The 23,370-nt window shown below is 70.6% G+C and carries 18 protein-coding genes; 3 read left to right on the top strand and 15 right to left on the bottom strand.

Annotation, left to right across the window (positions count from 1 at the left end; genetic code table 11):
• Position 1: 1 nt before the first annotated feature.
• The 7 genes from rplS to proS form a co-directional block, all read right to left on the bottom strand.
• Complete coding sequence (gene rplS, locus ACWD26_RS28620; RefSeq protein ID WP_123763339.1) at positions 2–352, bottom strand: 50S ribosomal protein L19; 351 nt, start codon at positions 350–352, stop codon at positions 2–4.
• A 134-nt stretch (positions 353–486) separates the two neighbouring features.
• Entirely contained in the window at positions 487–1,320 is an 834-nt protein-coding gene (trmD, locus tag ACWD26_RS28615) for a tRNA (guanosine(37)-N1)-methyltransferase TrmD (protein ID WP_451274907.1), read from the bottom strand.
• A complete protein-coding gene (gene rimM / locus ACWD26_RS28610) occupies positions 1,320–1,910 on the bottom strand; it encodes a ribosome maturation factor RimM (RefSeq protein ID WP_451274818.1) in 591 nt (196 codons plus the stop codon). Before rimM ends, trmD begins: the two co-directional genes overlap by 1 nt.
• A gap of 93 nt (positions 1,911–2,003) precedes the next feature.
• Complete coding sequence (locus ACWD26_RS28605) at positions 2,004–2,243, bottom strand: RNA-binding protein (RefSeq protein WP_033526925.1); 240 nt, start codon at positions 2,241–2,243, stop codon at positions 2,004–2,006.
• A gap of 2 nt (positions 2,244–2,245) precedes the next feature.
• Positions 2,246–2,665, bottom strand: a complete 420-nt coding sequence (gene rpsP / locus ACWD26_RS28600) for a 30S ribosomal protein S16 (protein WP_220646336.1) — start codon at positions 2,663–2,665, stop codon at positions 2,246–2,248.
• A 374-nt stretch (positions 2,666–3,039) separates the two neighbouring features.
• The gene (locus tag ACWD26_RS28595; protein WP_239757488.1) at positions 3,040–3,636 is read right to left on the bottom strand and encodes a hypothetical protein; all 597 of its coding nucleotides are present in this window, start codon (positions 3,634–3,636) and stop codon (positions 3,040–3,042) included.
• A 260-nt stretch (positions 3,637–3,896) separates the two neighbouring features.
• Positions 3,897–5,312 carry a proline--tRNA ligase gene (gene proS / locus ACWD26_RS28590; RefSeq protein ID WP_451274817.1) on the bottom strand — a complete coding sequence of 472 codons (1,416 nt, stop codon included), beginning with the start codon at positions 5,310–5,312 and terminating at the stop codon, positions 3,897–3,899.
• A 201-nt stretch (positions 5,313–5,513) separates the two neighbouring features.
• Between proS and ACWD26_RS28585 the strand changes: the two genes are divergently transcribed.
• Positions 5,514–6,374: a methyltransferase domain-containing protein gene (locus tag ACWD26_RS28585; protein ID WP_451274816.1), complete on the top strand. Its 861-nt coding sequence runs from the start codon at positions 5,514–5,516 to the stop codon at positions 6,372–6,374.
• Positions 6,375–6,647: 273 nt separating this feature from the next.
• Here the strand turns inward: ACWD26_RS28585 and ffh are convergent, their stop codons facing one another.
• The 5 genes from ffh to nsdA form a co-directional block, all read right to left on the bottom strand.
• Positions 6,648–8,198, bottom strand: coding sequence for a signal recognition particle protein (gene ffh, locus ACWD26_RS28580; RefSeq protein WP_451274815.1), 1,551 nt, complete (start codon positions 8,196–8,198; stop codon positions 6,648–6,650).
• A gap of 148 nt (positions 8,199–8,346) precedes the next feature.
• Positions 8,347–10,794, bottom strand: coding sequence for a [protein-PII] uridylyltransferase (locus ACWD26_RS28575; protein WP_451274814.1), 2,448 nt, complete (start codon positions 10,792–10,794; stop codon positions 8,347–8,349).
• 26 nt (positions 10,795–10,820) lie between these two features.
• The gene (locus ACWD26_RS28570; RefSeq protein WP_003997576.1) at positions 10,821–11,159 is read right to left on the bottom strand and encodes a P-II family nitrogen regulator; all 339 of its coding nucleotides are present in this window, start codon (positions 11,157–11,159) and stop codon (positions 10,821–10,823) included.
• Positions 11,156–12,451, bottom strand: coding sequence for an ammonium transporter (locus ACWD26_RS28565; RefSeq protein WP_451274813.1), 1,296 nt, complete (start codon positions 12,449–12,451; stop codon positions 11,156–11,158). Before ACWD26_RS28565 ends, ACWD26_RS28570 begins: the two co-directional genes overlap by 4 nt.
• A 389-nt stretch (positions 12,452–12,840) precedes the next feature.
• Positions 12,841–14,313, bottom strand: a complete 1,473-nt coding sequence (gene nsdA / locus ACWD26_RS28560) for a transcriptional repressor NsdA (protein ID WP_451274812.1) — start codon at positions 14,311–14,313, stop codon at positions 12,841–12,843.
• Between the two features lie 428 nt (positions 14,314–14,741).
• On the opposite strand from nsdA, the gene ACWD26_RS28555 reads away from it, so the two are divergent.
• A complete protein-coding gene (locus tag ACWD26_RS28555) occupies positions 14,742–15,398 on the top strand; it encodes a bifunctional DNA primase/polymerase (protein WP_451274811.1) in 657 nt (218 codons plus the stop codon).
• Between the two features lie 97 nt (positions 15,399–15,495).
• Here the strand turns inward: ACWD26_RS28555 and ftsY are convergent, their stop codons facing one another.
• Complete coding sequence (gene ftsY / locus ACWD26_RS28550; RefSeq protein ID WP_451274810.1) at positions 15,496–16,695, bottom strand: signal recognition particle-docking protein FtsY; 1,200 nt, start codon at positions 16,693–16,695, stop codon at positions 15,496–15,498.
• 136 nt (positions 16,696–16,831) lie between these two features.
• On the opposite strand from ftsY, the gene ACWD26_RS28545 reads away from it, so the two are divergent.
• Positions 16,832–17,803, top strand: coding sequence for an LLM class flavin-dependent oxidoreductase (locus ACWD26_RS28545; protein WP_451274809.1), 972 nt, complete (start codon positions 16,832–16,834; stop codon positions 17,801–17,803).
• 129 nt (positions 17,804–17,932) lie between these two features.
• On the opposite strand, the gene ACWD26_RS28540 is transcribed toward ACWD26_RS28545, so the two are convergent.
• Both ACWD26_RS28540 and smc read right to left on the bottom strand, forming a co-directional pair.
• A complete protein-coding gene (locus ACWD26_RS28540; protein WP_451274808.1) occupies positions 17,933–19,351 on the bottom strand; it encodes a sugar porter family MFS transporter in 1,419 nt (472 codons plus the stop codon).
• A 213-nt stretch (positions 19,352–19,564) separates the two neighbouring features.
• Positions 19,565–23,185 carry a chromosome segregation protein SMC gene (gene smc, locus ACWD26_RS28535; protein ID WP_451274807.1) on the bottom strand — a complete coding sequence of 1,207 codons (3,621 nt, stop codon included), beginning with the start codon at positions 23,183–23,185 and terminating at the stop codon, positions 19,565–19,567.
• Between the last annotated feature and the right edge of the window lie 185 nt (positions 23,186–23,370).

The following is a 23,370-nucleotide window of genomic DNA, read 5'->3' as shown; positions in this document are numbered from 1 at the left end:
ATCAGTTCTCGCGCTTCTCCTTGATCTTCGCCGCCTTGCCGCGCAGCTCGCGCAGGTAGTACAGCTTGGCGCGACGGACGTCACCGCGGGTGACGAGCTCGATCTTCTCGACGATCGGGGTGTGCACCGGGAAGGTGCGCTCGACGCCGACGGAGAACGAGACCTTGCGGACCGTGAAGGTCTCGCGGACACCGGCGCCCTGGCGACGGATGACTACGCCCTTGAACTGCTGCACACGGGAGCGGTTGCCCTCGATGACGCGGACGTGGACGTTGACGGTGTCACCCGGGCGGAAGGCCGGGATGTCGCTGCGCAGCGACGCGGCGTCGACGGAGTCGAGCAGGTGAGACATTTCGTCTGCTTTCTTCGCCCATGCCACAGGTCATAGGCGGGAGCTAGGTGTTTCGAGAGGATGCTGTCCGTGTCGGGGCGGGCGTCGTGTCCCCCTGTGGCAGGGGCGCACGCCGGACGACGCACAACAGCGGCCTATTGTTCCACGCCCTCCGGCCGCCGCCAAAATCGGCCGTACCGTTCCCCCTCCGGGTCCGGGGCCCAGCCCAGGATGGAGAGCATCTCGCGGTCCTTCTTGTCGAACACCTTCGGGTCGCAGCGCTCGATGAGATCGGGCCGGTTGGCGGCCGTACGCTTCAGGGCCTCGTCCCGGCGCCAGCGGGCGATCTTGCCGTGGTGGCCGCTGAGCAGCACCTCGGGGATGTCGCGGCCGCGCCACTCGGGCGGCTTCGTGTAGACGGGCCCCTCAAGGAGGTTGGCCATGGCGCCGGGCGCGAAGGAGTCGTCGCGGTGCGACTCGGCGTTGCCGAGGACGCCGGGCAGCAGCCGCGCCACCGCCTCGGTGACGACGAGGACGGCCGCCTCGCCGCCGGCGAGCACGTAGTCGCCGATGGAGACCTCGTAGACGGGTATGCGGGTGGCGTACTCGTCGATCACGCGCCGGTCGATGCCCTCGTAGCGCGCCGGTGTGAAGACCAGCCAGGGGCGCTCGGAGAGTTCGACGGCGAGCGCCTGGGTGAAGGGGCGGCCGCTGGGGGTGGGGACGATGAGCGCCGGCGCGCGGGAACCGGTCTCGTAGCCGTCGGCGAGGACGGAGTCCAGGGCGTCGCCCCAGGGTTCGGTCTTCATGACCATGCCGGGGCCGCCGCCGTACGGGGTGTCGTCGACCGTGTTGTGGCGGTCGTACGTCCACTGCCGCAGGTCATGGACGTGCACGTTCAGCTGTCCACGCGCGCGTGCCTTGCCGACGAGGGAGACGTTCAGGGGCTCGAGGTACTCGGGGAAGATCGTGACGACGTCGAGCCGCATCACGCCTCGTCCCCGGCCGAGTCCGCCGAGTCCGCGGCGTCCGTGGCGTCTGTGGCGTCCCGGGCGGACGCGATCTCCGCCCGGTCGTCGATCAGGCCGGGCGGCGGGTCGATGACCGCCCGCTGCTCCTGGAGGTCGATCTCGGTGACGATCTCCTCGACGAAGGGGATCATCACCTCGCTCCCGTCGGGCCGCTCGACGATGAAGAGGTCCTGGGAGGGCAGATGCGAGATCTCGGTGATCCGGCCGACCTCGGTGCCGTCCTTGGTGACCACGTCCAGGTCCATCAGCTGGTGGTCGTAGTACTCGTCCTCCTCCTCCGGCAGCTCCTCAGGGTCCACCTCCGCGATCAGCAGGGTGTTGCGCAGGGCCTCGGCGGCGTTGCGGTCGCGGACGCCCTCGAAGCGCAGGAGCAGCCGGCCGCTGTGGACTCGGCCGGACTCGATGGTGAGCGGGCCCGTCGAGGCGGGGTCCGTGAGCAGGACGGCGCCGGGGCCGAGCCGGACTTCCGGCTCGTCGGTGCGGACCTCGACGGTGACCTCGCCCTTGATGCCGTGGGCGCGGCCGATCCGTGCGACTACGAGCTGCACTGTGCTTGATCTCCTGTCATACAACTCATACGACTACGGGCCGGGGACGGCCCAGTGGCCCTCCCCGGCCCGAGCCGGTGCTGCGAATCTTCGTCAGCGGACGTGGTCCACGTCGACGAGGTCGACACGGACACCCCGGCCGCCGATGGCGCCCACGACGGTACGCAGGGCGCGAGCGGTACGGCCGTTGCGGCCGATCACCTTGCCGAGGTCGTCAGGGTGGACCCTGACCTCGAGTACGCGCCCGCGACGCAGGTTGCGGGAAGCGACCTGCACATCGTCGGGGTAGTCGACGATGCCCTTGACGAGGTGCTCGAGAGCCTCCTCGAGCATGCTCAGGCCTCGGTCGACTCGGACTCGGCCGCGGCCTCGTCCTTCTTCTCGGCCTTCTTCTTCTGGGTGATCGCCTCACCCTTGCCCTCGTCGTCGCCGCCCAGGGCCTCGAACGAGGGGCGGGAGGACTTCGGCTGAGCCACGAGGAGCGGCGCCGGAGCGGGCTCGCCCTTGAACTTCTGCCAGTCGCCGGTCTTCTTCAGGATCGCGAGAACGGGCTCGGTCGGCTGCGCGCCGACACCCAGCCAGTACGCGACGCGCTCCTCGTCGACCTCGATGACCGACGGGTTGTACGTCGGGTGGTACTTGCCGATCTCCTCGATCGCACGGCCGTCACGACGGGTACGGGAGTCGGCGACGACGATGCGGTAGTGAGGCGAACGGATCTTGCCCAGACGCTTCAGCTTGATCTTGACTGCCACGGGAGTGGGTTCTCCTGGATTTGACGTGGTTGGGCACGGCGAGAATGCCGCGTGGGGTTGCGGTACCCGAGTGCCCGATGGACGCGTCAGCCGGAGGAGAGAGGGGTCCTGTGCGACTGTCGAGTACAGCTAGCCATTGTGCCACACGCCGGGGTTCGTCTCTTACCGAGGCCGCACGGAGCCATGCCGAAGCGGCACCCGGCGCCAGGGGTTTCGCTCACCGGCGCTCACCGGGTGCCGCCTGCGCCCACCCGTGCTGCCGCAGCGGCACGACTGCCCTCGGCGAGAGCGGACCACTGACCGACCGCGAGCCGGATACGGCTGCCACGAGCAGCCGTCTGTTCAGCTCGCCGTCTTCTCGGCTCGCCCTCGCGTCACGCCGCGCCCACGACCTCCGGGATCCGGAAGGGCTTGCCGCAGCCGCCGCAGACGATGGGGGCCTGGGCGAGTACGGACGGGACTACGCGGACGTTGCGGCCGCAGTCGCAGACGGCCTTGACGCGGACGCCGCCGCCGGAGGAGCCGTGACGGGCGGCCGGGCCCCGGAAGCTGCGGGCCGTGTCCGCGGAGGTCGCCGCGGTGTGGGCCTTGAGGGCGCGCTGCAGTCTTTCGATGGTCGGGCGGTAGCGACGCTTGGCCTCGGGGTTGAGCGTGACCAGCGAGAAACCGCTGCTGGGGTGCGGTTCCTCGGGGTGGTCGAGGCCGAGCTCCTCGGCGATCGCGAGGAATCTGCGGTTGTGGTAGCGGCCGGCCCGGGAGGTGTCGCGGACTCCGCGCGCGGCGGCGATGCCATGGACTGCCTCATGGAGCAGTCGCTCGAAGGAGAGTTCGTGCCCGCAGGCGGACGACGACTCCCCGATCAGGGACTCGGGAGCGGCAAGATCCGGCAGCTCGGGGTGGTGCCGTTGAATGTCGGCCCACGCCTGCGCCAGCTCTGCGGCGAGAACAGGGGGTGTCTGTGTCGTGCTCACGTAATGACAACGAGCCTGAGTGCCCCTGTGTTCCGATTCCGGGCCATCCCAAATAATTTGCACGTACCCGTCAGTTGCCACTAGTGCGTCCTGACGAGGGCGGGTGCGCTGATCTGCGGAGAAGCCTCACAGCTCGCCACAAGGCGGTACGTAGTCACACGTACGCCCCGGCACGTAGGCGGGGCCCGCGCGCCGGGGCACCTGTGGTCGTCAGATGCGCAAGAGGCGTTTCGGTCGCTCTCCCGGCGGAACGGATCGCTCTAGTAAGCGCGCGCCACGACAGCGACGTTACCGGGTGCGTCGTAGGAGTCGGGCACCGACCCATCCTCGGCGACCAGACACCGTACGGTCACCGCGTGCTCCCCGAGCTTGGTCTCGCCGTCCTCGCCCAGCGTCGACCAGGGGATACGCGCCCAGCCGCCGGCCGTCGCGGTCTCGATCGCCTCGTGGAGCGTGGACACCTCGGTCGTCCGGGACTCCCGGCGCTCGCGCGACTGCTTCAGAAGGAGCGCCTGGTCCTCTTCGAGGATCGTGGGCAGCAGGTGGACGAGCGAGTCGAGGGCGACCGGTTCCTTGCCGCCCGGGATGCGGCGGGCGAGCATCGCGGTGCCGTTCTCCAGGTCCCGGGGGCCGACCTCGATGCGTACGGGGACGCCCTTGAGTTCCCAGTCGACGGCGCGGCGGCCGAACGGGATGTCCGTACGGTCGTCCACGTGGACGCGGATGCCCGCGGCCTTGAGCCGGGCGCCGAGCTCGCGGACCTTGGCCAGAACCGCCTCGTCGCCCTTGATCGCGAGCACGACGGCCTGAACGTGGGCCAGCCGGGGCGGGACCCGCAGGCCGTGGTCGTCGCCGTGCATCATCACCAGGGCGCCGATCATGCGGGTGGTGGAGCCCCAGGAGGTCTGCCAGACGAGCTCCTGCCTGCCCTCCCTGGACAGGTACCGGGTGTTGAACGCCTTGGCGAAGTTCTGGCCCAGTTCGTGGCTGGTGGCCATCTGGAGGGCCTTGCCGTCGCCCATCATGCCTTCGAGCGTGAGGGTGTTGATGGCGCCCGCGAAGCGCTCCCTGACGGTCTTGCGGCCGGGAACCACGTCCATCGCGAGGACGTTCACCATGAAGTCCTCGTAGACCTCCCGGTGGATGTGCGCGGCGAAGTCGCGCGCCTCCTCGTACGTCGCGTGCGCCGTGTGGCCCTCCTGCCAGAGGAACTCGCTCGTGCGGAGGAAGAGCCGGGGGCGCAGCTCCCAACGGACCACGTTGGCCCACTGGTTGATCAGCAGCGGCAGATCGCGGTAGCTCTGCACCCACTTCGAGAAGTAGTCGTTGATGATCATCTCGGAGGTGGGGCGGACCACGGCGGGCTCTTCGAGGTCCTTGCCGCCGCCGTGCGTCACCACGGCCAGCTCGGGTGCGAAGCCCTCGACGTGCTCGGCCTCCCGGGTGAGGTAGGACTGCGGGATCAGGAGCGGGAAGTACGCGTTCTGCGTGCCCGTCTCCTTGATCCGGGCGTCCATCTCCTGCTGCATCCGCTCCCACAGCCCGTACCCGTACGGTCGGATCACCATGGTGCCGCGCACCGGACCGTTGTCGGCCAGTTCGGCCTTGGTGATCAGATCCTGGTACCAGCGCGGGAAGTCGTCCGCGCGGGGCGTGAGTACGGGTGCCTTTGCCATGGCGCGATAGTACGGGGGCATATTGCGGTGATGTGAATTCTTTTCGCCGCGCCTGACAGTCCGCAAACCGGTGTCCGCTACCCCTGGACGACTCGCCGAGTGCGGAGTTTCCTGGCATACGGGGGGAGTGCGAGCGCGCACTGCCACGGGGGCCAGGAAATCCGGCAACGGCAACTTACGGCGGATTGGGGCGCTTTCGATATGACACCTACGCTCGTGCGGCAGCGGCTGCCTCGCGCGGGGGCCGCACCCCGCGTGGACCAGTGTGCACGCGCGCGTGACTGGGCCGAGATCCAGGAACGGATGCTGGTACCGCTGTACGAGGCCGTCCACCGGCGGCTCGACGTGGGCACCGGCACGCGGCTGCTGGGCCTCGGCTGCGGGTCGGGGCTCGCGCTGTTGATGGCGGCGTCGCGAGGTGCCGCGGTCACCGGCGTCGACGCCTCGTCACCCGAGAGAATCGCTCTCGCCCGGGAGCGGCTGCAGCCAGAGCCATGGGGCACGCGCGCGCGTGCCGACGTCCGGGTCGTCGACGGCACACCCGAGGACGCGGCTCGCGCCCCGGGTGACCCGTTGTACAACCTGGTGACCGCCTTCGAGCCGATCGGCTGTCTGGCCGGGGACTCCGAGGGCCTCGGCGACCTGCTCGCCTCGGCGACCCCGCTCGCGGAACGCGGCACCCCCGTGGTCCTCGCCGGCTGGGGCCCGCCGGAGCGCTGCACCACCTCCGCCGTGCTCCGCGTGGCCACGAAGCTCGCCGATCCCCTGCGCAGCGCGGGCAGTTGGCGGCCGGCCCTGCGGGACGACCTGGAGGAGGTCGCCCAGCGGGCGGGCCTGAAGCCGGACGGCTCCGGACGCGTGGCCTGCCCCTTCGGGTATGCCAACGTGGACAACGCGGTGCGGGGGCTGCTGTCGACCGGCCTGTTCGACGCGGCGATCAGGGCCACAGACCAGGTCCAGGTGGACAAGGAACTGACCGAGGCGCTGCACCCGCATCGCCGCCGGGACGGCACGGTGTGGATGTCGAACGTGTTCCGCTACCTGATCGCGCGGACGCCCTGAGAAGGTCTTAGAGACTTTCCACCGAGACCGGTGTGAACGGGTGTGAATGGTGTGAAGAAAGCAGTCCGTCGGCGCTTTCGCTTGGCCAAGTGCCGCACGGCACCCATAGCCTGACGCATCATCCAGGGGAAAAACACATCCGTGTACGGGAGTTGCCACCGGGAGCATCACGAGCGACACACCACACCCATGCCGTCCACGCAACGGCACACCGGCGCCGCGCGCCCGGCCACACCCCCCGGCCGGTCACGCGGCGTCCGCCGTTTGGGCGTGTCAGCCCATGAACTTCTTGAACTCGTCCGGCAGCTCGAAGTCCTGGGCGCCCTGCTGGCCCGGCAGACCGAGGGCACCGCCCTGGGCGGCGGCCGCGCGGCGCGCGGCCTCCTCCTGCTCCTGCTGCTTGCGCTTCATCGGGTTGCCCGAGCGCTGCTTGCCCTTGGCCTTCTTGGGCTGCTTCTTGCTGCGGCCGGGGCCGCCGCCCATCCCGGGGATGCCCGGCATCCCGGGCATGCCGCCGCCCTGGGCCATGCGGGACATCATCTTGCGGGCCTCGAAGAACCGCTCGACGAGGTTCTTCACCGCGCTGACCTCGACACCGGAACCCTTGGCGATACGGGCGCGGCGCGAGCCGTTGATGATCGTCGGTTCCTGGCGCTCGGCCGGGGTCATCGACTTGATGATCGCGGCCGTGCGGTCGACGTCGCGCTCGTCGATGTTGTTGATCTGGTCCTTGATCTGCCCCATGCCGGGGAGCATGCCGAGCAGCTTGCTGATGCTGCCCATCTTCCTGACCTGCTCCATCTGGGCCAGGAAGTCGTCGAGGGTGAAGTCCTGGCCCTTCTTGGACGCCAGCTTGGAGGCCATCTTGGCGGCCTCTTCCTGGCTGAAGGTCTTCTCCGCCTGCTCGATCAGGGTGAGCAGGTCACCCATGTCGAGGATGCGGGAGGCCATCCGGTCAGGGTGGAACGCGTCGAAGTCGTCGAGCTTCTCGCCGTTCGACGCGAACATGATCGGCTTGCCGGTGACCGAGGCGATCGACAGGGCGGCACCACCGCGGGCGTCACCGTCGAGCTTGGAGAGCACCACGCCGTCGAAGCCGACGCCGTCGCGGAAGGACTCGGCCGTGTTGACGGCGTCCTGACCGATCATCGCGTCGACGACGAAGAGGATCTCGTCCGGGGAGACCGCGTCCCGGATGTCCGCCGCCTGCTGCATCATCTCCTGGTCGATGCCCAGGCGACCGGCGGTGTCGACGACCACGATGTCGTGGACCTTCGACTTGGCGAACTCGATGGAGTCCTTGGCGACCTTGACCGGGTCGCCCACGCCGTTGCCCGGCTCCGGGGCGTAGACCGCGACGCCCGCGCGCTCGGCGACGACGCTGAGCTGGTTCACGGCGTTGGGGCGCTGGAGGTCACAGGCGACGAGGAGCGGCGAGTGGCCCTGCTCCTTCAGCCAGCGGCCCAGCTTGCCCGCGAGGGTCGTCTTACCGGCACCCTGCAGACCCGCGAGCATGATCACGGTCGGCGGGTTCTTGGCGAAGCGGAGGCGACGGGTCTCGCCGCCGAGGATCCCGACCAGCTCCTCGTTGACGATCTTGAGGACCTGCTGGGCGGGGTTCAGCGCCTTGGAGACCTCGGCGCCGAGCGCGCGCTCCTTGACGTTCTTGATGAAGCCCCGGACGACCGGCAGCGCGACGTCCGCCTCCAGGAGCGCGATGCGGATCTCGCGTGCCGTGGCATCGATGTCCGCCTCGGAAAGGCGCCCCTTGCCGCGCAGGTTCTTGAAAGTCGCTGAGAGGCGATCGGAGAGCGTATCGAACACGGCGGTGTCGGTCCTCGGAGTCGGGGGCAGTCTGGGTTGCCCTCCAGGGTATCTGTCTGGGTGTGGTCGGGTCTCCACCCCTGTGGATAGTGACGACTGGGCCCGCCCCCGGGGGTACGGGGCCGCGTCGGCCCCGTACCCGTCGCGCTCAGCCGCGCAGGGTCTCCTCCAGCTTCCGCGCCACGGCCGCCGCCTCGTCGCCCGGCAGCGGTGCGCCCTTCGGCCCGGTCACGTAGAAGGCGTCCACGGCGTTGGCGCCCAGCGTGCTGACATGCGCGCTGCGCACCCGTACGTTCGCGTCCTCAAGGGCGCGCCCGATCCGGTGCAGCAACCCGGGCGCGTCCTGGGCGCGCACCTCGATGACCGTGGCGTGCCGGGAGGCGGCCGCGGCCACGGCGACGCGCGGCGGCGGTGCGACGACGCCACGCCGCCGGGGATAGGCCGCGTCGCGCTCGGCCAGCCGCCCGGCGATGTCCAGCGAGCCGTCCAGGGCCCGTACGAGGTCGGCGCGGAGCCGGGCCGCCTGGGGCAGCGAGCCGTACTCGGCGGCCACCCGCCAGTTCAGCAGCAGGACGGAGCCCTCGACGCCGTCCGGCAGGTCGAACGTCCGCAGTTCGGCCGTGCGCACGGTGAGCCGGTGCATGGCGAGGACGCCGGCGACCGCGGGCAGCACGCCCGGCTGGTCGGGTACGGCGATCAGGAGTTCCACGCCGAGCGGCTCGGGGTCGGCCTTCTCGTCCTTCTCCTCGGCGGCCTCCGTCTGCGCGCGCAGCGACAGCACCGGCCCGCCCGTGCGGAACGCCTCGATGGAGAGCCGCTCCTGCTCGGCGGTGGGCGCTGCGGGCTCCGGCTCCTCGGGCACGTCGCCCGCGAACACCGCCTCGACCCGCTGGACCAGCTCGGCCACCAGCGAGGCACGCCACGACGACCAGGCGGCGGGCCCGGTGGCGAGCGCGTCCGACTCGGTCAGCGCGTGCAGCAGTTCGAGCGTGCCCGGCGATCCCACGGCGTCGGCCACCGACCGAACGGTGGCCGGGTCCTCCAGGTCACGCCGGGTGGCCGTGTCGACGAGCAGCAGATGATGCCGTACGAGGGTGGCGAGGACCGCCACGTCCTCGCGGTCGAAGCCGATCCTGGCCGCCACGTCCTTGGCGATGATCTCGCCTGCGACGGAGTGGTCGCCGGGCCAGCCCTTGCCGATGTCGTGCAGCAGCGCGGCGACGAGGAGGAGGTCGGGGCGGTGGACCCGGCGGGTCAGTTCGGAGGCCCGGACGGCGGTCTCGATGAGGTGCCGGTCGACGGTCCAGATGTGCACGGCGTTGCGCTGGGGCCGGCAGCGGACCCGCTCCCAGTCGGGCAGCAGATGGGTGATGAGGCCCTCGGCCTCCAACGCCTCCCAGACGTCGACGGTCGGGCGCCCGGAGCCCAGCAGCGTGACGAGTTGCTCGCGCGCCTCGGCGGGCCAGGGCGTCGGCAGTGGCCGGGCGGCGGCCGCCATGCGTCGCACGGCGTGCAGGGAGAGCGGCAGTCCGGCCTGGGCGGCAGCGGCGGCGGCGCGCAGCGGCAGCACGGGGTCCCGGTCGGGCTTGGCGGCCCGCGCGAGCACGACCTCTCCGTCCTGCTCGACCACGCCCTCGGCCAGCGGCGACCGCTCGGGGGCCGGCTTCCCGCCACCGAGCATGGCGCGCAGCCGGGGCCGCACGGCGCGCGACCGCAGGACGCGCCCCACTTCACGCCAGGTCACATCACTGGCGTAGGAGATGACCCGCGCGGCCTCGTAGACCTGGCGCAGCAGGGTGTCGGCGTCCAGCAGGCCCAGTTCGGCGGCGACCTGGTCCTGTTCCTGGAGCGCGAGCCGGTCGGTCGCGCGCCCGGTGGTGAGATGCAGCGCGTCCCGTACGTCGAGGAGCCGGCGCCGGGCGTCCGCGAGCCCCTCGCGCGGGGCGTCGGCGAGCCAGGAGGCGGCGACGGCGCGGAGGGCGGTGGCGTCGCGCAGCCCGCCCCGCGCCTCCTTGAGGTCGGGTTCCAGCAGGTACTGCAGCTCTCCCTGCCGCTCGGCCCGCTCGGCGCACAGCTCCTGGAGCTCCGGGAGGCGCTTGGGCGCCTGGTTGCGCCAGTCGGCGAGGACGGAGGTCCGCAGCCCGGCGGTCAGCCCCAGGTCACCGGCGATGTGCCGGGCGTCCAGGAGCCCCAGCTGCACCTTGAGGTCCTCGCCGGCCGTCTTGCGGGCCTCGGCGGGGGTGCGCACGGAGTGGTCCAGGGCCAGCCCCAGATCCCAGACCGGGTACCAGATACGGTCGGCCAGCGCGGCCACCGCCTCCTCGTCGGACCCGTCGTGCAGGAGCAGCAGATCGAGATCGCTGCGGGGCGAGAGCTCGCCGCGCCCGTATCCCCCGACGGCGACGAGCGAGACCCCGCGTGGTTCGGAGTTGCCCGCGCCGAACAGTCCCGCGAGCCAGTCGTCGGTCAGCTCGGCCAGGGCCGTACGGCGCGGCGGCCCGGACTGCGCCCCCTCCTGGAGGAGGCGCAGCCGGGCCGCCGCATAGCCGCTGGGTCCCGAGTCCTCTGCATCCGTACGTACGTCCGTACTCGTCACCCAGCGACTCCTGTTCTTCTCTTCGGTCAGAGCGCGTCCGGGCCGCGCTCGCCGGTCCGGACCCGTACGGCCGTCTCGACCGGCAGGGACCAGACCTTGCCGTCACCGATCTTGCCGGTGCGGGCGGCCTTGACGATGACGTCGATCAACTGCTCGGCGTCGTCGTCCTCGGCCAGTACCTCGATCCGGATCTTGGGAACCAGGTCGACCGTGTACTCGGCGCCGCGGTACACCTCGGTGTGTCCCCGCTGCCGACCGTACCCACTGGCCTCGGTCACCGTAAGGCCGTGCACCCCGAAGGCCTGCAGGGCTTCCTTGATCTCGTCGAGCCGGTGCGGCTTGACGACGGCGGTGATCAGCTTCATGCCTCGACCTTCTTGCTCTCAGTGGCAGCGACGCTGCTCGTCGTGGTGGCGGAGGAGATGTGAGAACCGGCCGCCGAGCTGAAGTCGTAGGCGGTCTCGGCGTGCAGGGCCTGGTCGACACCGGTGACCTCGTCCTCCTCGGACGCCCGGAAGCCGATCGTCTTCTGGATGGCGAAGGCGATGATCCACGTGACGACGAAGGTGTAGCCCATGACGGAGAAGGCACCGGTGGCCTGCTTGCCGAACTGGTCGAGGCCGCCGATCCCGTCCGTGGCGAGGAAGCCGACCATCAGGGTGCCGAGGACACCGCCGACCAGGTGGACGCCGACGACGTCGAGGGAGTCGTCGTAGCCGAGCTTGTACTTGAGGCTGACGGCCCAGGAGCAGACCGCGCCGGCGACGATGCCGATCAGGATGGCGCCGAAGGCGTTGACGTGACCACCGGACGGGGTGATCGCGACGAGGCCCGCGACGGCACCGGAGCAGGCGCCGAGGGTGGTGAACGCGCCGTGGCGGATGCGCTCGTAGATCAGCCAGCCGATGATGGCCGCGGCGGTCGCGATCTGCGTGTTGATCGCCATACGGGCGGTCGTGCCGTCGACACCGAGCCAGGAACCGGCGTTGAAGCCGAACCAGCCGAACCACAGCAGGGCGGTGCCGATCAGGACCAGCGGCAGGCTGTGCGGCCGCATCGGGTCCTTCTTGAAGCCGATCCGCTTGCCGACGACGAGGACCGCCGCCAGCGCGCCGATACCCGCGTTGATGTGGACCGCGGTACCACCGGCGAAGTCGATGACGCCCATCTCGAAGAGCCAGCCGCCCGGCGCCCACACCCAGTGCGCGACCGGGAAGTACACCAGGGTGACCCAGAGCGCGACGAAGATCATCCAGGCGCCAAACTTGACGCGGTCGGCGAGGGCGCCGCTCATCAGGGCCGGGGTGATGACCGCGAACAGCATCTGGAAGAGGATGAAGGCGAACGCGGCGATCTTGTGCGGCTCGCCGTTCGCCCCGGCGACGAAGCTGTCGACCGTGCTGGTGACGTCGATGCCCTTGAGGCCGATCGCGTCCAGGTTGCCGATGAAGCCGCCCTGGTCACCGCTGAAGGCGAGCGAGTAGCCGTACAGCACCCACAGGATGCTGACGATGCCCAGCGAGATGAAGGACATCATCAGCATGTTCAGCACGCTCTTGGCCCGGACCATGCCGCCGTAGAAGAGCGCGAGGCCCGGCGTCATCACCATGACGAGCGCCGCACTGATCAATACGAATCCGGTATCTGTGCCGTTCAATGCCGGTATCTCCTCGTGGTCGGAACGGCCCGTGCGGATGCTGAAGCTTGGGAGCTATCGGGGAGGGCCGACTGTGCTGAGGAGACTGACGCAGCACCGTTTCGCCGGGAGTTTGGAATTGTTTCCTGGAGGTGACGAAGGCCCCCATCACGTTACAGACAGGTGAAACGTGAATCTCGGAGGATTCGCCCCTTGTGGGGCCCAGCCTCTGCGGGCCGCTCGGCGGATAACGGTTTCGTATCCGATGGAACTTTGCGTGGAGCGTCCGGAACGGACCGACCACGGCAGACCATCCGATGACCTGGCATGGGGGAGCCGAGTCGGGCAGTCGGGATGGCCGGCCGCGGCCGGAGTCGAGTGGCCCTTGGGGTGCGGCGGGCCCGGCCGGGTCAGACCGCTTCGGCGGCCTCGGGGAGGTGGACGGCGAGCTGCTCGGTGAGGTCGACGACCTCGGAGAGCCCACCGAAATCGCGTACGGCCGTGTCGACGGTCTTTCGGATACGGGTGTTGACGCGCTCGGAACGGACTTTACGTGCGACGTCCATGGCGCGCTGGGCCATGGCCGCGCCCTGTTCGGGCTCACGCTGGAGCAGGTGCACGGTGGCCATGCCGATGAGGTTCAGCGCGTACGACCGCTGGTGTTCGGTGTCCGTCGAGAAGAGGTCCACGGCGCGGCGCATCACCGGCTCGGCCAGGGACGCGTAGGTGGGGCTGCGGCCGGCGACATAGGCGAGGTCGCGGTAGGAGTGGGAGTTCTCGCCGTGCAGCTCGGCCTCGTTGAAGAAGCGGATCCAGTCGGGGTCCGGGTCGTCCCACTCCTCGGCGTCGGCGAAGACGTCCTCGGCCATCCGGACGGCCCGTTTGCACTTTCCGGGCTGGCCCATGTTGGCGTAGGCGCGGGCCTCCATCGCATACAGCATCGACTGGGTGCGCGGGCTCGCGCAGTCACGGCTGCCGTACTGGGCGAGATGGATCAGTTCGAGGGCGTCGTCGGGTCGGCCGAGGTGGATCATCTGGCGGCTCATGCTGGACAGGACGTACGAGCCGAGGGGCTTGTCGCCGGCTTCCTTGGCCGCGTGCAGGGCCAGGACGAAGTACTTCTGGGCGGTGGGCTGGAGGCCTACGTCGTAGCTCATCCAGCCCGCCAGCTCGGCCAGTTCGGCGGCGACCTTGAACAGCCGTCGGGTGGTGGCCTCGGGCTGAGGCTCCTGGAGGAGGTCGGTCACCTCGTGCAGCTGGCCGACGACCGCCTTGCGGCGCAGACCGCCGCCGCACTGGGCGTCCCACTGCCGGAACATGACCGTGGTGGATTCGAGGAGGTCCAGCTCCGGTGTGGAGAGCCGGCCGCGGCGCGCGGCGGGCGACGGCTCGGGTTCCGCGCGCTGGGCGGGGGGCGAGGGGACGAGCCAGCGCTGCATCGGTTCGATGAGGGCCGGGCCCGCGGAGAGGGCCAGCGAGCTCCCGAGGAAGCCGCGCCGCGCCAGCATCAGGTCGCTGCGCGAGAACTCGCTGATCAGCGCCACGGTCTGCGGGCCCGTCCAGGGCAGGTCGACGCCGGACACGGACGGGGCCTGGTGGGCGGCTCGCAGCCCCAGGTCCTCCACGGCGACGACACAGCCGAACCGCTCGGAGAACAGCTCCGACAGGATCCGCGGGATCGGCTCGCGCGGGTTCTCCCCGTCGAGCCAGCGTCGTACGCGCGAGGTGTCGGTGGAGATGTGGTTGGCCCCGAGCTGGCGGGCCCGGCGGTTCACCTGCCGGGCGAGCTCGCCCTTGGACCAGCCGCTGCGGACGAACCACGAGGCCAGCAGTTCGTTCGGGCGCTTCTCAGCGTTCGTGCCGCTTCCGCCGTTGCCGCCCACTGGAACGCCCCCATCCCTGAAACCACTTGTGTGCGCTGCGTGCGCCAAGCCCTACCAGAATGCCGGTTACCACGCCGTACGTCCGACCCTCGTCACCCATCGAACGGAAAGACGACTTGCCTCCGGCATACCCACGAGCGCGTACGTCCCCAGGCCCCGTGCACTCAAAGTAATCCTACGATCACGCGTCCGGCCACGGCGATTCCAGAAACGCCACCATTCGCCACCCCTTCGAATGAACTAACGGTGTCCGGTACGCGATTCACTTGACACATGACGGCCGGGACCGGGCGGAGCGATGCATTCAGGGGCGCGCGTCGCCGACCGCACCACCCGAGATGCCATGGTGCGCCGCCGACGCGGAAGCAGAGCGTCGCATTCCGACTCCGTCGCGTAACCACCGGCGCGCTGGACCCGTTGGAGGGGGCATGGGCTTCACGATCGGCGGCATTCGGGACATGCGATCCGGCACGCGTCGGCGCGGCCGTTCCTCGGAGTGCACGGCCGTGGCCGAGTTCACCGGCCTCTGGGGGTGGGACGTCGTCCCCGGCGCGCGGACGGCTTCGGGCGCGTGCTCGTGCGGCAAGGCCGACTGCTCCGCACCCGGCGCGCACCCCCTCCACTTCGCGCCTCCGGTCCGCGCCGGTGCCACGCTCGACGAGGTGACCGAGGCCTGGGCCCAGTTCCCCGGCGCCGCCGTGATGCTGCCGGTGGGCCGCTCCTTCGATGTGATCGAGGTCGCCGAGTCGGCCGGCCGGCACGCGCTCGTCCGGCTCGAGCGCATGGGTCTTCCCGTCGGCCCCGTGCTCGCCACCCCCGAGGGCCGCGCCCTCTTCCTGGTCTCCCCCGGCGCCGCCGCCGAGCTGCCCGCGCTGCTCTACCGCATGGGGTGGGACGACCCGTCCTCCCTCGACCTGCGCGGCCTCGGCCCCGGCACCCATGTCACCGCCCCGCCCTCCGACCGCGGCGGCCTCGGCCCGGTCCGCTGGCTCCGCTCCCCCGCACTCGACTCGGCGACGCGGCCGCCGGCGGCGCGACTGCTGCTGGGGACCCTGGCGTACGTGGCACACCGGTCGCGGGCCTGACCTCAGCTCCCCCTGTACGTACACAGCGAAGCGCCCGTCCCCAACCGCACCTTGGGGGCGGGCGCTTCTTTGATCACTGGTGAACGTCAGGGCGTGCTTACTCGCCGATAAGCGCATCCACGAACGCCTCCGGCTCGAACGGCGCCAGATCGTCCGCGCCCTCTCCCAGACCGACGAGCTTGACGGGCACGCCCAGCTCGCGCTGTACGGCGATGACGATGCCGCCCTTGGCGGTGCCGTCGAGCTTGGTGAGGACGATGCCGGTGATGTCGACGACCTCGGCGAAGACGCGGGCCTGGACGAGTCCGTTCTGACCGGTGGTGGCGTCGAGGACGAGCAGGATCTCGTCCAACGGCGCGTGCTTCTCGACGACGCGCTTGACCTTGCCGAGCTCGTCCATGAGGCCGGTCTTGGTGTGCAGCCGGCCGGCGGTGTCGATGAGGACGACGTCGGCGCCCTCCTCGATGCCCTCCTTGACGGCGTCGAAGGCGATGGACGCCGGGTCGCCGCCCTCGGGACCGCGCACGGTACGGGCGCCGACGCGCTCGCCCCAGGTCTGCAGCTGGTCGGCGGCGGCGGCGCGGAAGGTGTCGGCGGCGCCGAGAACGACGTTCTTGCCGTCGGCGACGAGGACGCGGGCGAGCTTGCCGGTGGTGGTGGTCTTTCCGGTGCCGTTGACGCCGACGACCATCACGATGCCCGGGGTGTCGAGCGGCGAGTCGGTGTTGACCGCGCGGTCGAACTCGGGGACGAGGATCTTGAGCAGTTCCTCGCGCAGCAGCGCGCGGAGCTCGACCGGGGTACGAGTGCCGAGCACCCTCACGCGCTCGCGCAGCCGTTCGACCAGCTCCTGGGTGGGCTGGACGCCGACGTCGGCGGTGAGGAGGGTGTCCTCGATCTCCTCCCAGGTGTCGTCGTCGAGGTGCTCGCGCGAGAGCAGCGTGAGCAGCCCCTTGCCGAGCGCGTTCTGCGAGCGGGAGAGCCGGGCGCGCAGCCGCACCAGACGGCCGGCGGTCGGCTCCGGGATCTCGATCTCGGGGGCGGCCGGCGGCTCCTCGACGGCGACGGGTGCCGTCGCCGTGGAATCCGGGAGGTCCACCTCCTCGATCGTTCGGCGCGGTTCGTCGCGCGGCGTCTCGGCCTCGTCGCCGACGTGCGGCTCGGCCGGAGGTGCGGTGATGTCGGGTGTCGTGGGGGGCGCCGGCGGCAGCGACTTCTTCCTGCGGCTGCCTACGACGAGCCCGCCCAGCACGCCGAGCACGACCACGGCGATGACTACAGCAAGGATGAGTTCCATAACGGGACCAGTATGCGGGACCACCCGCGCCGCGTTCGATCGCCGTACGGGGGGACACGGCTCTTCCACACCCCTGGATACCTGACGATCCGTCAGCTACCGTCCCCCCTCCACAGCCGCCCGAAGGGGGTCCCCCATGCCCGTCACGGTCGTCCGTTTCAATCTGGTCGAGCCCGGCGCCACGCCCGCCTCGCTCCGGGCCCGCTACCGGGCCGCCGTCGAGATGGCCGCGTACGCCGATGAGCGGGGATTCAGCACCGTGCAGACGGAGGAGCACCACGGGGTCGAGAACAACTGGCTGCCGTCGCCGTTCGTCTTCGCGGGCGCCGTGTTCGGGGCCACGCGCCGGATCGCGGTCACGGTGTCGGCGGTGATCGGGCCGCTGCACGACCCGCTGCGGCTGGCCGAGGACATCGCCGTACTGGATCTGGTGAGCGGCGGGCGGTTGGTGACCGTGGCGGGGATCGGGTACCGGCCGGAGGAGTACGCGCAGTTCGACGTCGACTGGAAGGGACGTGGCAAGCTCCAGGACGAGGTGTTGGAGACGCTGCTCCAGGCGTGGACCGGTGAGCCGTTCGCCTATCGGGGGCGCACGGTCCGGGTCACCCCGCGTCCGGGCACCGAGCCGCATCCGCTGCTGCTGGTCGGCGGCTCGTCGAAGGCCGCGGCCCGCCGGGCGGCGCGTCTGGGCCTCCCCTTCTTCCCGAGCGCGCATCTGCCGGAGCTGGAGGCCTACTACAAGGAGCGGCTGGTCGAGTACGGCACCGAGGGCTGGACGATGATGCCGGCCGCCGAGACCCCTTTGCTGCACGTGGCGGAGGATCCGGACCGGGCGTGGGCCGAGTACGGCGACCACTTCCTGCACGAGGCGCGGACGTACGCCTCGTGGCAGTCGGCCGGTATCCGGTCGGCCGTGCGGTCGGCGGCGGCGACGGTGGCGGAGCTGCGCGCGGAGGGTGTGTACCGGATCGTGACGCCGGACGAGTGCGTGGCGCTGGGCCTCGACAACTACGTCCTGCATCCGCTGGCCGGCGGGATGCCGGTCGAGGAGGGATGGCGCGGGCTCCGCCTGTTCGCCGAGCGGGTGCTGCCGCGCCTGGACGGCTGACCGTCGCCCCTGACGAACCGCGTCCCGGCCCGCTCAGTGGTCGGGCCGGGACGGCGGAGGGGTACGAGGCGAGAGGCAGCGGGGACTTGGCCCCTCTCCTCGAACTCGGGGCGGCACTCGGCCGACGGGCTAGCCCATCTCCTCCAGCGCCTTGCCCTTCGTCTCCTTCACGAACCTCAGGACGAAGGGGATGGAGAGCGCGGCGAAGACCGTGTAGATCACGTACGTCACGGAGAGGTTCCAGTCGGCCAGGGACGGGAAGCTCGCGGTGATGGCCCAGTTGGCGATCCACTGCGCGGAGGCGGCCACGCCCAGGGCGGCGGCGCGGAGCCTGTTCGGGAACATCTCGCCGAGCATGACCCAGACGACGACACCCCAGGAGAGGGCGAAGAAGAGGACGAAGACATGGGCGGCGATCAGGGCGACCCAGCCCTGCGTGGCGGGGAGCTTGCCGTCGACGAGGCCATAGGAGAAGGCCCAGGCCTCCAGGGCGAGACCGACGACCATGCCGACGGAGCCGATGAGGGCGAGCGGCTTGCGGCCGATGCGGTCCACGAAGATCATCGCGATGACGGTGCCGACGATGTTGATGATCGAGGTCGTGAAGGAGTAGAAGAACGACTCGGTCGGGTCGACGCCCACGGACTGCCACAGGGTGGCGGAGTAGTAGAACGCGACGTTGATGCCGACGAACTGCTGGAAGACCGACAGGCCGATGCCGATCCAGACGATCGGCTTGAAGAGGAAGCTGCCGCCCAGCAGGTCCTTGAAGGTCGACTTGTGCTCGCTCCGCATGGCCGACTCGATCTCGGCGACCCGCGCGTCGAGGTCGACGTCCTTGCCCTCGACCTCGGCGAGCACCTCCCGGGCGCGCTCGTCCTTGCCGACGGAGATCAGGAAGCGCGGCGACTCGGGGATCGCGAAGGAGAGCAGGCCGTACAGCACGGCCGGGACGACCATGACGCCGAGCATGATCTGCCAGGCCTCCAGGCCCAGCAGCTCACCGCGCTGGTCGCCGCCGGCGGCGTTCAGGATGCCCCAGTTGACCAGCTGCGAGACGGCGATGCCGACCACGATCGCGGCCTGCTGGAACGAGCCGAGCCGTCCCCGGTAGGCGGGTGGGGCCACCTCGGCGATGTAGGCGGGGCCGATCACGGACGCCATGCCGATGGCGAAGCCGCCGACGATCCGCCAGAAGGCCAGGTCGTACAGCGCGAAGGGGAGCGCGGAGCCGACGGCGCTGACCGTGAAGAGGACGGCCGCGATCTGCATGCACCGGATTCGGCCGATGCGGTCGGCTATGCGACCGGCCGTGGCGGCGCCGACGGCGCAGCCGATCAGCGCGACGGCGATGACCTGGGCGAGGGCCGTGGAGCCGATGTCGTAGCGGTGCCGGATGGCTTCGACGGCACCGTTGATCACGGCGCTGTCGTAGCCGAAGAGGAAGCCGCCCATCGCGGCCGCCGCGGCGATGAAGATCACGTGCGAGAGATGGTCGGGCTGAGCGTCCCGAGCTCCTGTTCTGGATGACTGGGCAGTGCTGGTCACGTGGGGGGACCTTCCGCTTTGAAGGTAAAAACAACGCCGCCGAGACTATGCCTTCAACTTTCGAAGTCAAGAGGGGGGTCTGGGCAAGCGTTTACTAGCTGCGAGGGGGGAGATGGAGGAAATTGAGTTCAAGTATTGAAGATTGAGCGGGTTGGCTGACATAGGGCTCATGGAACTGCGCGACCAGCCCCGCCTACCCGCAGACGAAAACGGCTAACGCAACCGCTGACTGATGACCTTCGACACACCGTCGCCCTGCATGGACACGCCATACAACGCGTCGGCGACCTCCATCGTCCGCTTCTGGTGCGTGATCACGATGAGCTGCGAAGCCTCCTGCAGCTCCTGCATGATGCGGATCAGCCGCTGGAGGTTGGTGTCGTCGAGCGCCGCCTCGACCTCGTCCATCACATAGAACGGGCTGGGCCGCGCCTTGAAGATCGACACGAGCATGGCGACGGCGGTCAGCGACCGCTCGCCACCGGAGAGCAGCGACAGCCGCTTGACCTTCTTGCCCGGCGGCCGGGCCTCGACATCGACGCCGGTGGTGAGCATGTTGTCGGGGTCGGTGAGGATCAGCCGCCCCTCACCACCGGGGAAGAGGCGGCTGAATACGCCCTCGAACTCCCGTGCGGTGTCCCAGAACGCCTCGGTGAAGACCTGCTCGACGCGCTCGTCGACCTCCTTCACCACCTGGAGGAGGTCGGCGCGGGTCTTCTTCAGGTCCTCCAGCTGCTCGCTGAGGAACTTGTGCCGCTCCTCCAGCGCCGCGAACTCCTCCAGCGCCAGCGGATTGACCTTGCCGAGCTGCTGGTAGGCCCGCTCGGCCGCCTTGAGCCGCTTCTCCTGCTCGGCCCGGTGGAACGTCTTGGGCTGGTTGCGGGGATGCTCCGGGTCCTCCGGCAGCTCCTCCCCCTCCGCAGGCAGCGACGGCGGTACGAGCTGGTCGGGCCCGTACTCCGCGATGAGCCCCTCCGGTTCGACGCCCAGCTCCTCCAGCGCCTTGGTCTCCAGCTGCTCGATCCGCATCCGCTTCTCGGCACCGAGCACCTCACCCCGGTGCACGGAGTCGGTCAGCTTGTCCAGCTCGGCCTTGAGGTCACGGCCCTCGCCCCGGGCCCGCGTGAGCTCCTGCTCCCGCCGGGCCTTGGCCGCGTCGGCGGCGGAGCGTTCCTCCTCCGCGCGGGCGAGCGAGACCTCGACGTGGAGAAGCAGCTGCCGGGCACCGGAGGCGACCGCCTCGGCGACGGCCGCCTCGTGCCGCAGGCGCGCCCTGCGCTGTTCGGCCCGCGCCCGCGCCTCGCGCTCGGCGCGCGCGGCCCGGTCGAGCGAGTCGGCACGCCCCGCGAGCCCCTTGACCCGCTCCTCGTGCGTCCGCACCTGGAGCCGGGCCTCCATCTCGGTCTGCCGCGCATTGGCCCCGTCGGCCGCGAGCCGGTCCCGTACGGAGGTGTCGGGCTCCTCCTCGACGGGCATCTCCTCGGCCACCGCGAGCCGTTCGGCCAGCTCCTCGGCTTCCTGTACGGCCTTGTCGAGCGCCTCCTGCGCCCGCGCGGCGGCGGCGGTGGAGCGCTCGGCCTCCCCGGCCGCGCCCCTCGCCTGCCCGGCCAGCCGCCCGAGCTGCTGGGCGACCGCCGACTTCTCCCGCTCGGCCGCGCGGCGCCGCTCGCCCAGCTCCTCCACGAGTCCGGCCCGTTCCCGGCGCAGCTCGACGGCGCTCTGCTGGGCCTCGGCCAACTCCTCGCACCGTACGGCCAGCTCCTCCAGCTCGGCCGCCGCCTCGTCGACGGACGCCTGCACCTCCAGCAGGCTCGGCGCCCCGGCCGAGCCGCCGTGCGCGAAGTGGGCGCCGAGGAGGTCGCCCTCGGCGGTGACGGCGGTGAGATCGGGGCGCGCGTAGACGAGGTCTTCGGCGTCTTCGAGGGTGTCGACCACGACGATGCCTCGCAGGAGCCGGCGTACGGCCGGCATGAGGTCGGAAGGGCCTCGGACGAGATCGGTGGCGAAGTGCGCGAGGGGGGATGCCGGGAGGGGTCGCCGTTCGGCCGCGGGTTCGTCGTGGCCGGCCGCGCAGTTCCCCACGTCCCTACGGGGCGCTGGTGTCGGCTCTTCCGGCACCCCCGCCAGCACCAGTGCCGCCCGGCCCGCGTCCTGTTTGCGGAGGAGCCGGATGGCCTCGGCCGCAGAGGCGGGGCTCGTCACCGCGATCGCGTCGGCCGCCGCGCCGAAGGCCGCCGCCAGGGCGACCTCGTGGCCCGGGGTGACCGTCAGCAGCTCGGCGGCCGGGCCGAGCAGCCCGGTGAGCCGGTCCTTGGCCCCGAGCAACGCGCCCGTGCCGTCCTTGCGGCGCAGGCCCAGGGCGAGGGCTTCGTGGCGGGCCTGGGTGGCGGCGCGGCGGCGTTCGGCGGTGGTGGTGGCCTCGCGGGCGGCGGCGTGGGCCGACTCGGCCTCGGCGAGGGCACGCTTCGCGGCCTCGTGCTGTTCGGCCAGTTCGGTGTCGTCGGCGTCGAGGCCGTCGACCTCGGCCTTCAGCGCCTCGTACTCCTCCTGTGCGGTGACGGCGCGTTGCTGCGCCTCGTCGCGGGCGGCGGCCAGGCGGTCGATCTCCGCCTGGGCGGAGGCCGCGCGGGAGCGGGCGGCGTTGACCTGGCCGTTCAGACGGGCGAGGCTCTCACGGCGGTCGGCGATGGAGCGGGCGACGTCCTTCAGCCGGCGTTCCTCGATCATCAGGTCGCGTTCCAGCTCGGCCCGGTGCTCGACCGTGTCCTCCAGGGCGCGCTCGGCCGCTTCCAGGGCCGCTTCGAGCTCGGCCTCCTGTTCGCGGATGCGGGCGGCCTCGCGCTCCATGTCCTCCGGGTCGCGGCCACGCCGTTCCTCGAAGGGAGCGGAGTTGGCGCTCTTGACCCGGGCGTCGGCCAGGGAGATCGTGCCGCGCACCCGTTCGGCGAGCCGGGACAGCTCGTACCAGGTCTCCTGGGCCCGCTGGAGGCGTGGGGTGAGCCGTCGTACCTCGTCCTCCAGCAGCGCCTCCCGCTGGAGCGCCTTCTTCAGCTCGGCCTCGGCGGCGTCCTTTCGCTGCTTCAGCGCGGCTTCGTCGGCGACCTCGGTCCGCAGCGCCGCGTGGAGTCGTACGAGGTCGTCGGCCAGCAGCCTCAGGCGGGCGTCACGCAGATCGGCCTGGATGACGGCGGCCCGGCGGGCGACGGCGGCCTGCCGGCCGAGCGGCTTGAGCTGGCGGCGGAGTTCGTCGGTGAGGTCCTGGACGCGGGCCAGGTTGGCCTGCATGGCGTCCAGCTTCCGGAGCGCCTTCTCCTTGCGCTTACGGTGTTTGAGGACGCCGGCGGCCTCCTCGATGAAGGCGCGTCTGCCCATGGGGTCGGCGTGCAGGACGGAGTCGAGCTGGCCCTGGCCGACGATGACGTGCATCTCGCGGCCGATGCCGGAGTCGGAGAGCAGGTCCTGGATGTCGAGGAGGCGGCAGGTGTCGCCGTTGATCTGGTACTCGCTGCCGCCGTTGCGGAACATGATCCGCGTGATCGTGACCTCGGCGTACTCGATGGGCAGGGCGCCGTCGGAGTTGTCGATGGTCAGGGACACCTCGGCGCGGCCGAGCGGGGGACGCCCGGTGGTGCCGGCGAAGATGACGTCCTCCATCTTGCCGCCGCGCAGCGACTTCGCGCCCTGCTCGCCCATGACCCAGCTGAGCGCGTCCACGACGTTGGACTTGCCCGAACCGTTCGGTCCGACGACACACGTGATGCCCGGCTCGAACCGGAGTGTGGTCGCCGAGGCGAACGATTTGAACCCTCGGAGGGTCAGGGCCTTGAGGTGCACGGCGCTGGACTCTACCTTCCGGCCTTGTCTCACTCCATGAACGCGCGGTTTCGCACATGAACGTGCAGGGCACATCAGACGTTAAACAGTGTGAGGACGCGTGGGGGCGCGGGGGAAAGAAAGAAGGGACGCCTCAGGAAGGCGTCCCTTGCAGATCTGACAACTTAGCGGTTGATACGGGCAGC

It is taken from the genome of Streptomyces sp. NPDC002787 (assembly GCF_053592095.1).
This window is presented reverse-complemented; position numbering and strand designations above follow the sequence as displayed.

Excerpts from the sequence above, each read along its gene's own strand:
- rplS (WP_123763339.1), bottom strand. The coding sequence starts at position 352 with ATGTCTCACCTGCTCGACTCCGTCGACGCCGCGTCGCTGCGCAGCGAC.
- trmD (WP_451274907.1), bottom strand. The coding sequence starts at position 1,320 with ATGCGGCTCGACGTCGTCACGATCTTCCCCGAGTACCTCGAGCCCCTG.
- ACWD26_RS28605 (WP_033526925.1), bottom strand. The coding sequence starts at position 2,243 with ATGCTCGAGGAGGCTCTCGAGCACCTCGTCAAGGGCATCGTCGACTAC.
- proS (WP_451274817.1), bottom strand. The coding sequence starts at position 5,312 with ATGGCAAAGGCACCCGTACTCACGCCCCGCGCGGACGACTTCCCGCGC.
- ACWD26_RS28585 (WP_451274816.1), top strand. The coding sequence starts at position 5,514 with ATGACACCTACGCTCGTGCGGCAGCGGCTGCCTCGCGCGGGGGCCGCA.
- ACWD26_RS28570 (WP_003997576.1), bottom strand. The coding sequence starts at position 11,159 with ATGAAGCTGATCACCGCCGTCGTCAAGCCGCACCGGCTCGACGAGATC.
- ACWD26_RS28555 (WP_451274811.1), top strand. The coding sequence starts at position 14,742 with ATGGGCTTCACGATCGGCGGCATTCGGGACATGCGATCCGGCACGCGT.
- ftsY (WP_451274810.1), bottom strand. The coding sequence starts at position 16,695 with ATGGAACTCATCCTTGCTGTAGTCATCGCCGTGGTCGTGCTCGGCGTG.
- ACWD26_RS28545 (WP_451274809.1), top strand. The coding sequence starts at position 16,832 with ATGCCCGTCACGGTCGTCCGTTTCAATCTGGTCGAGCCCGGCGCCACG.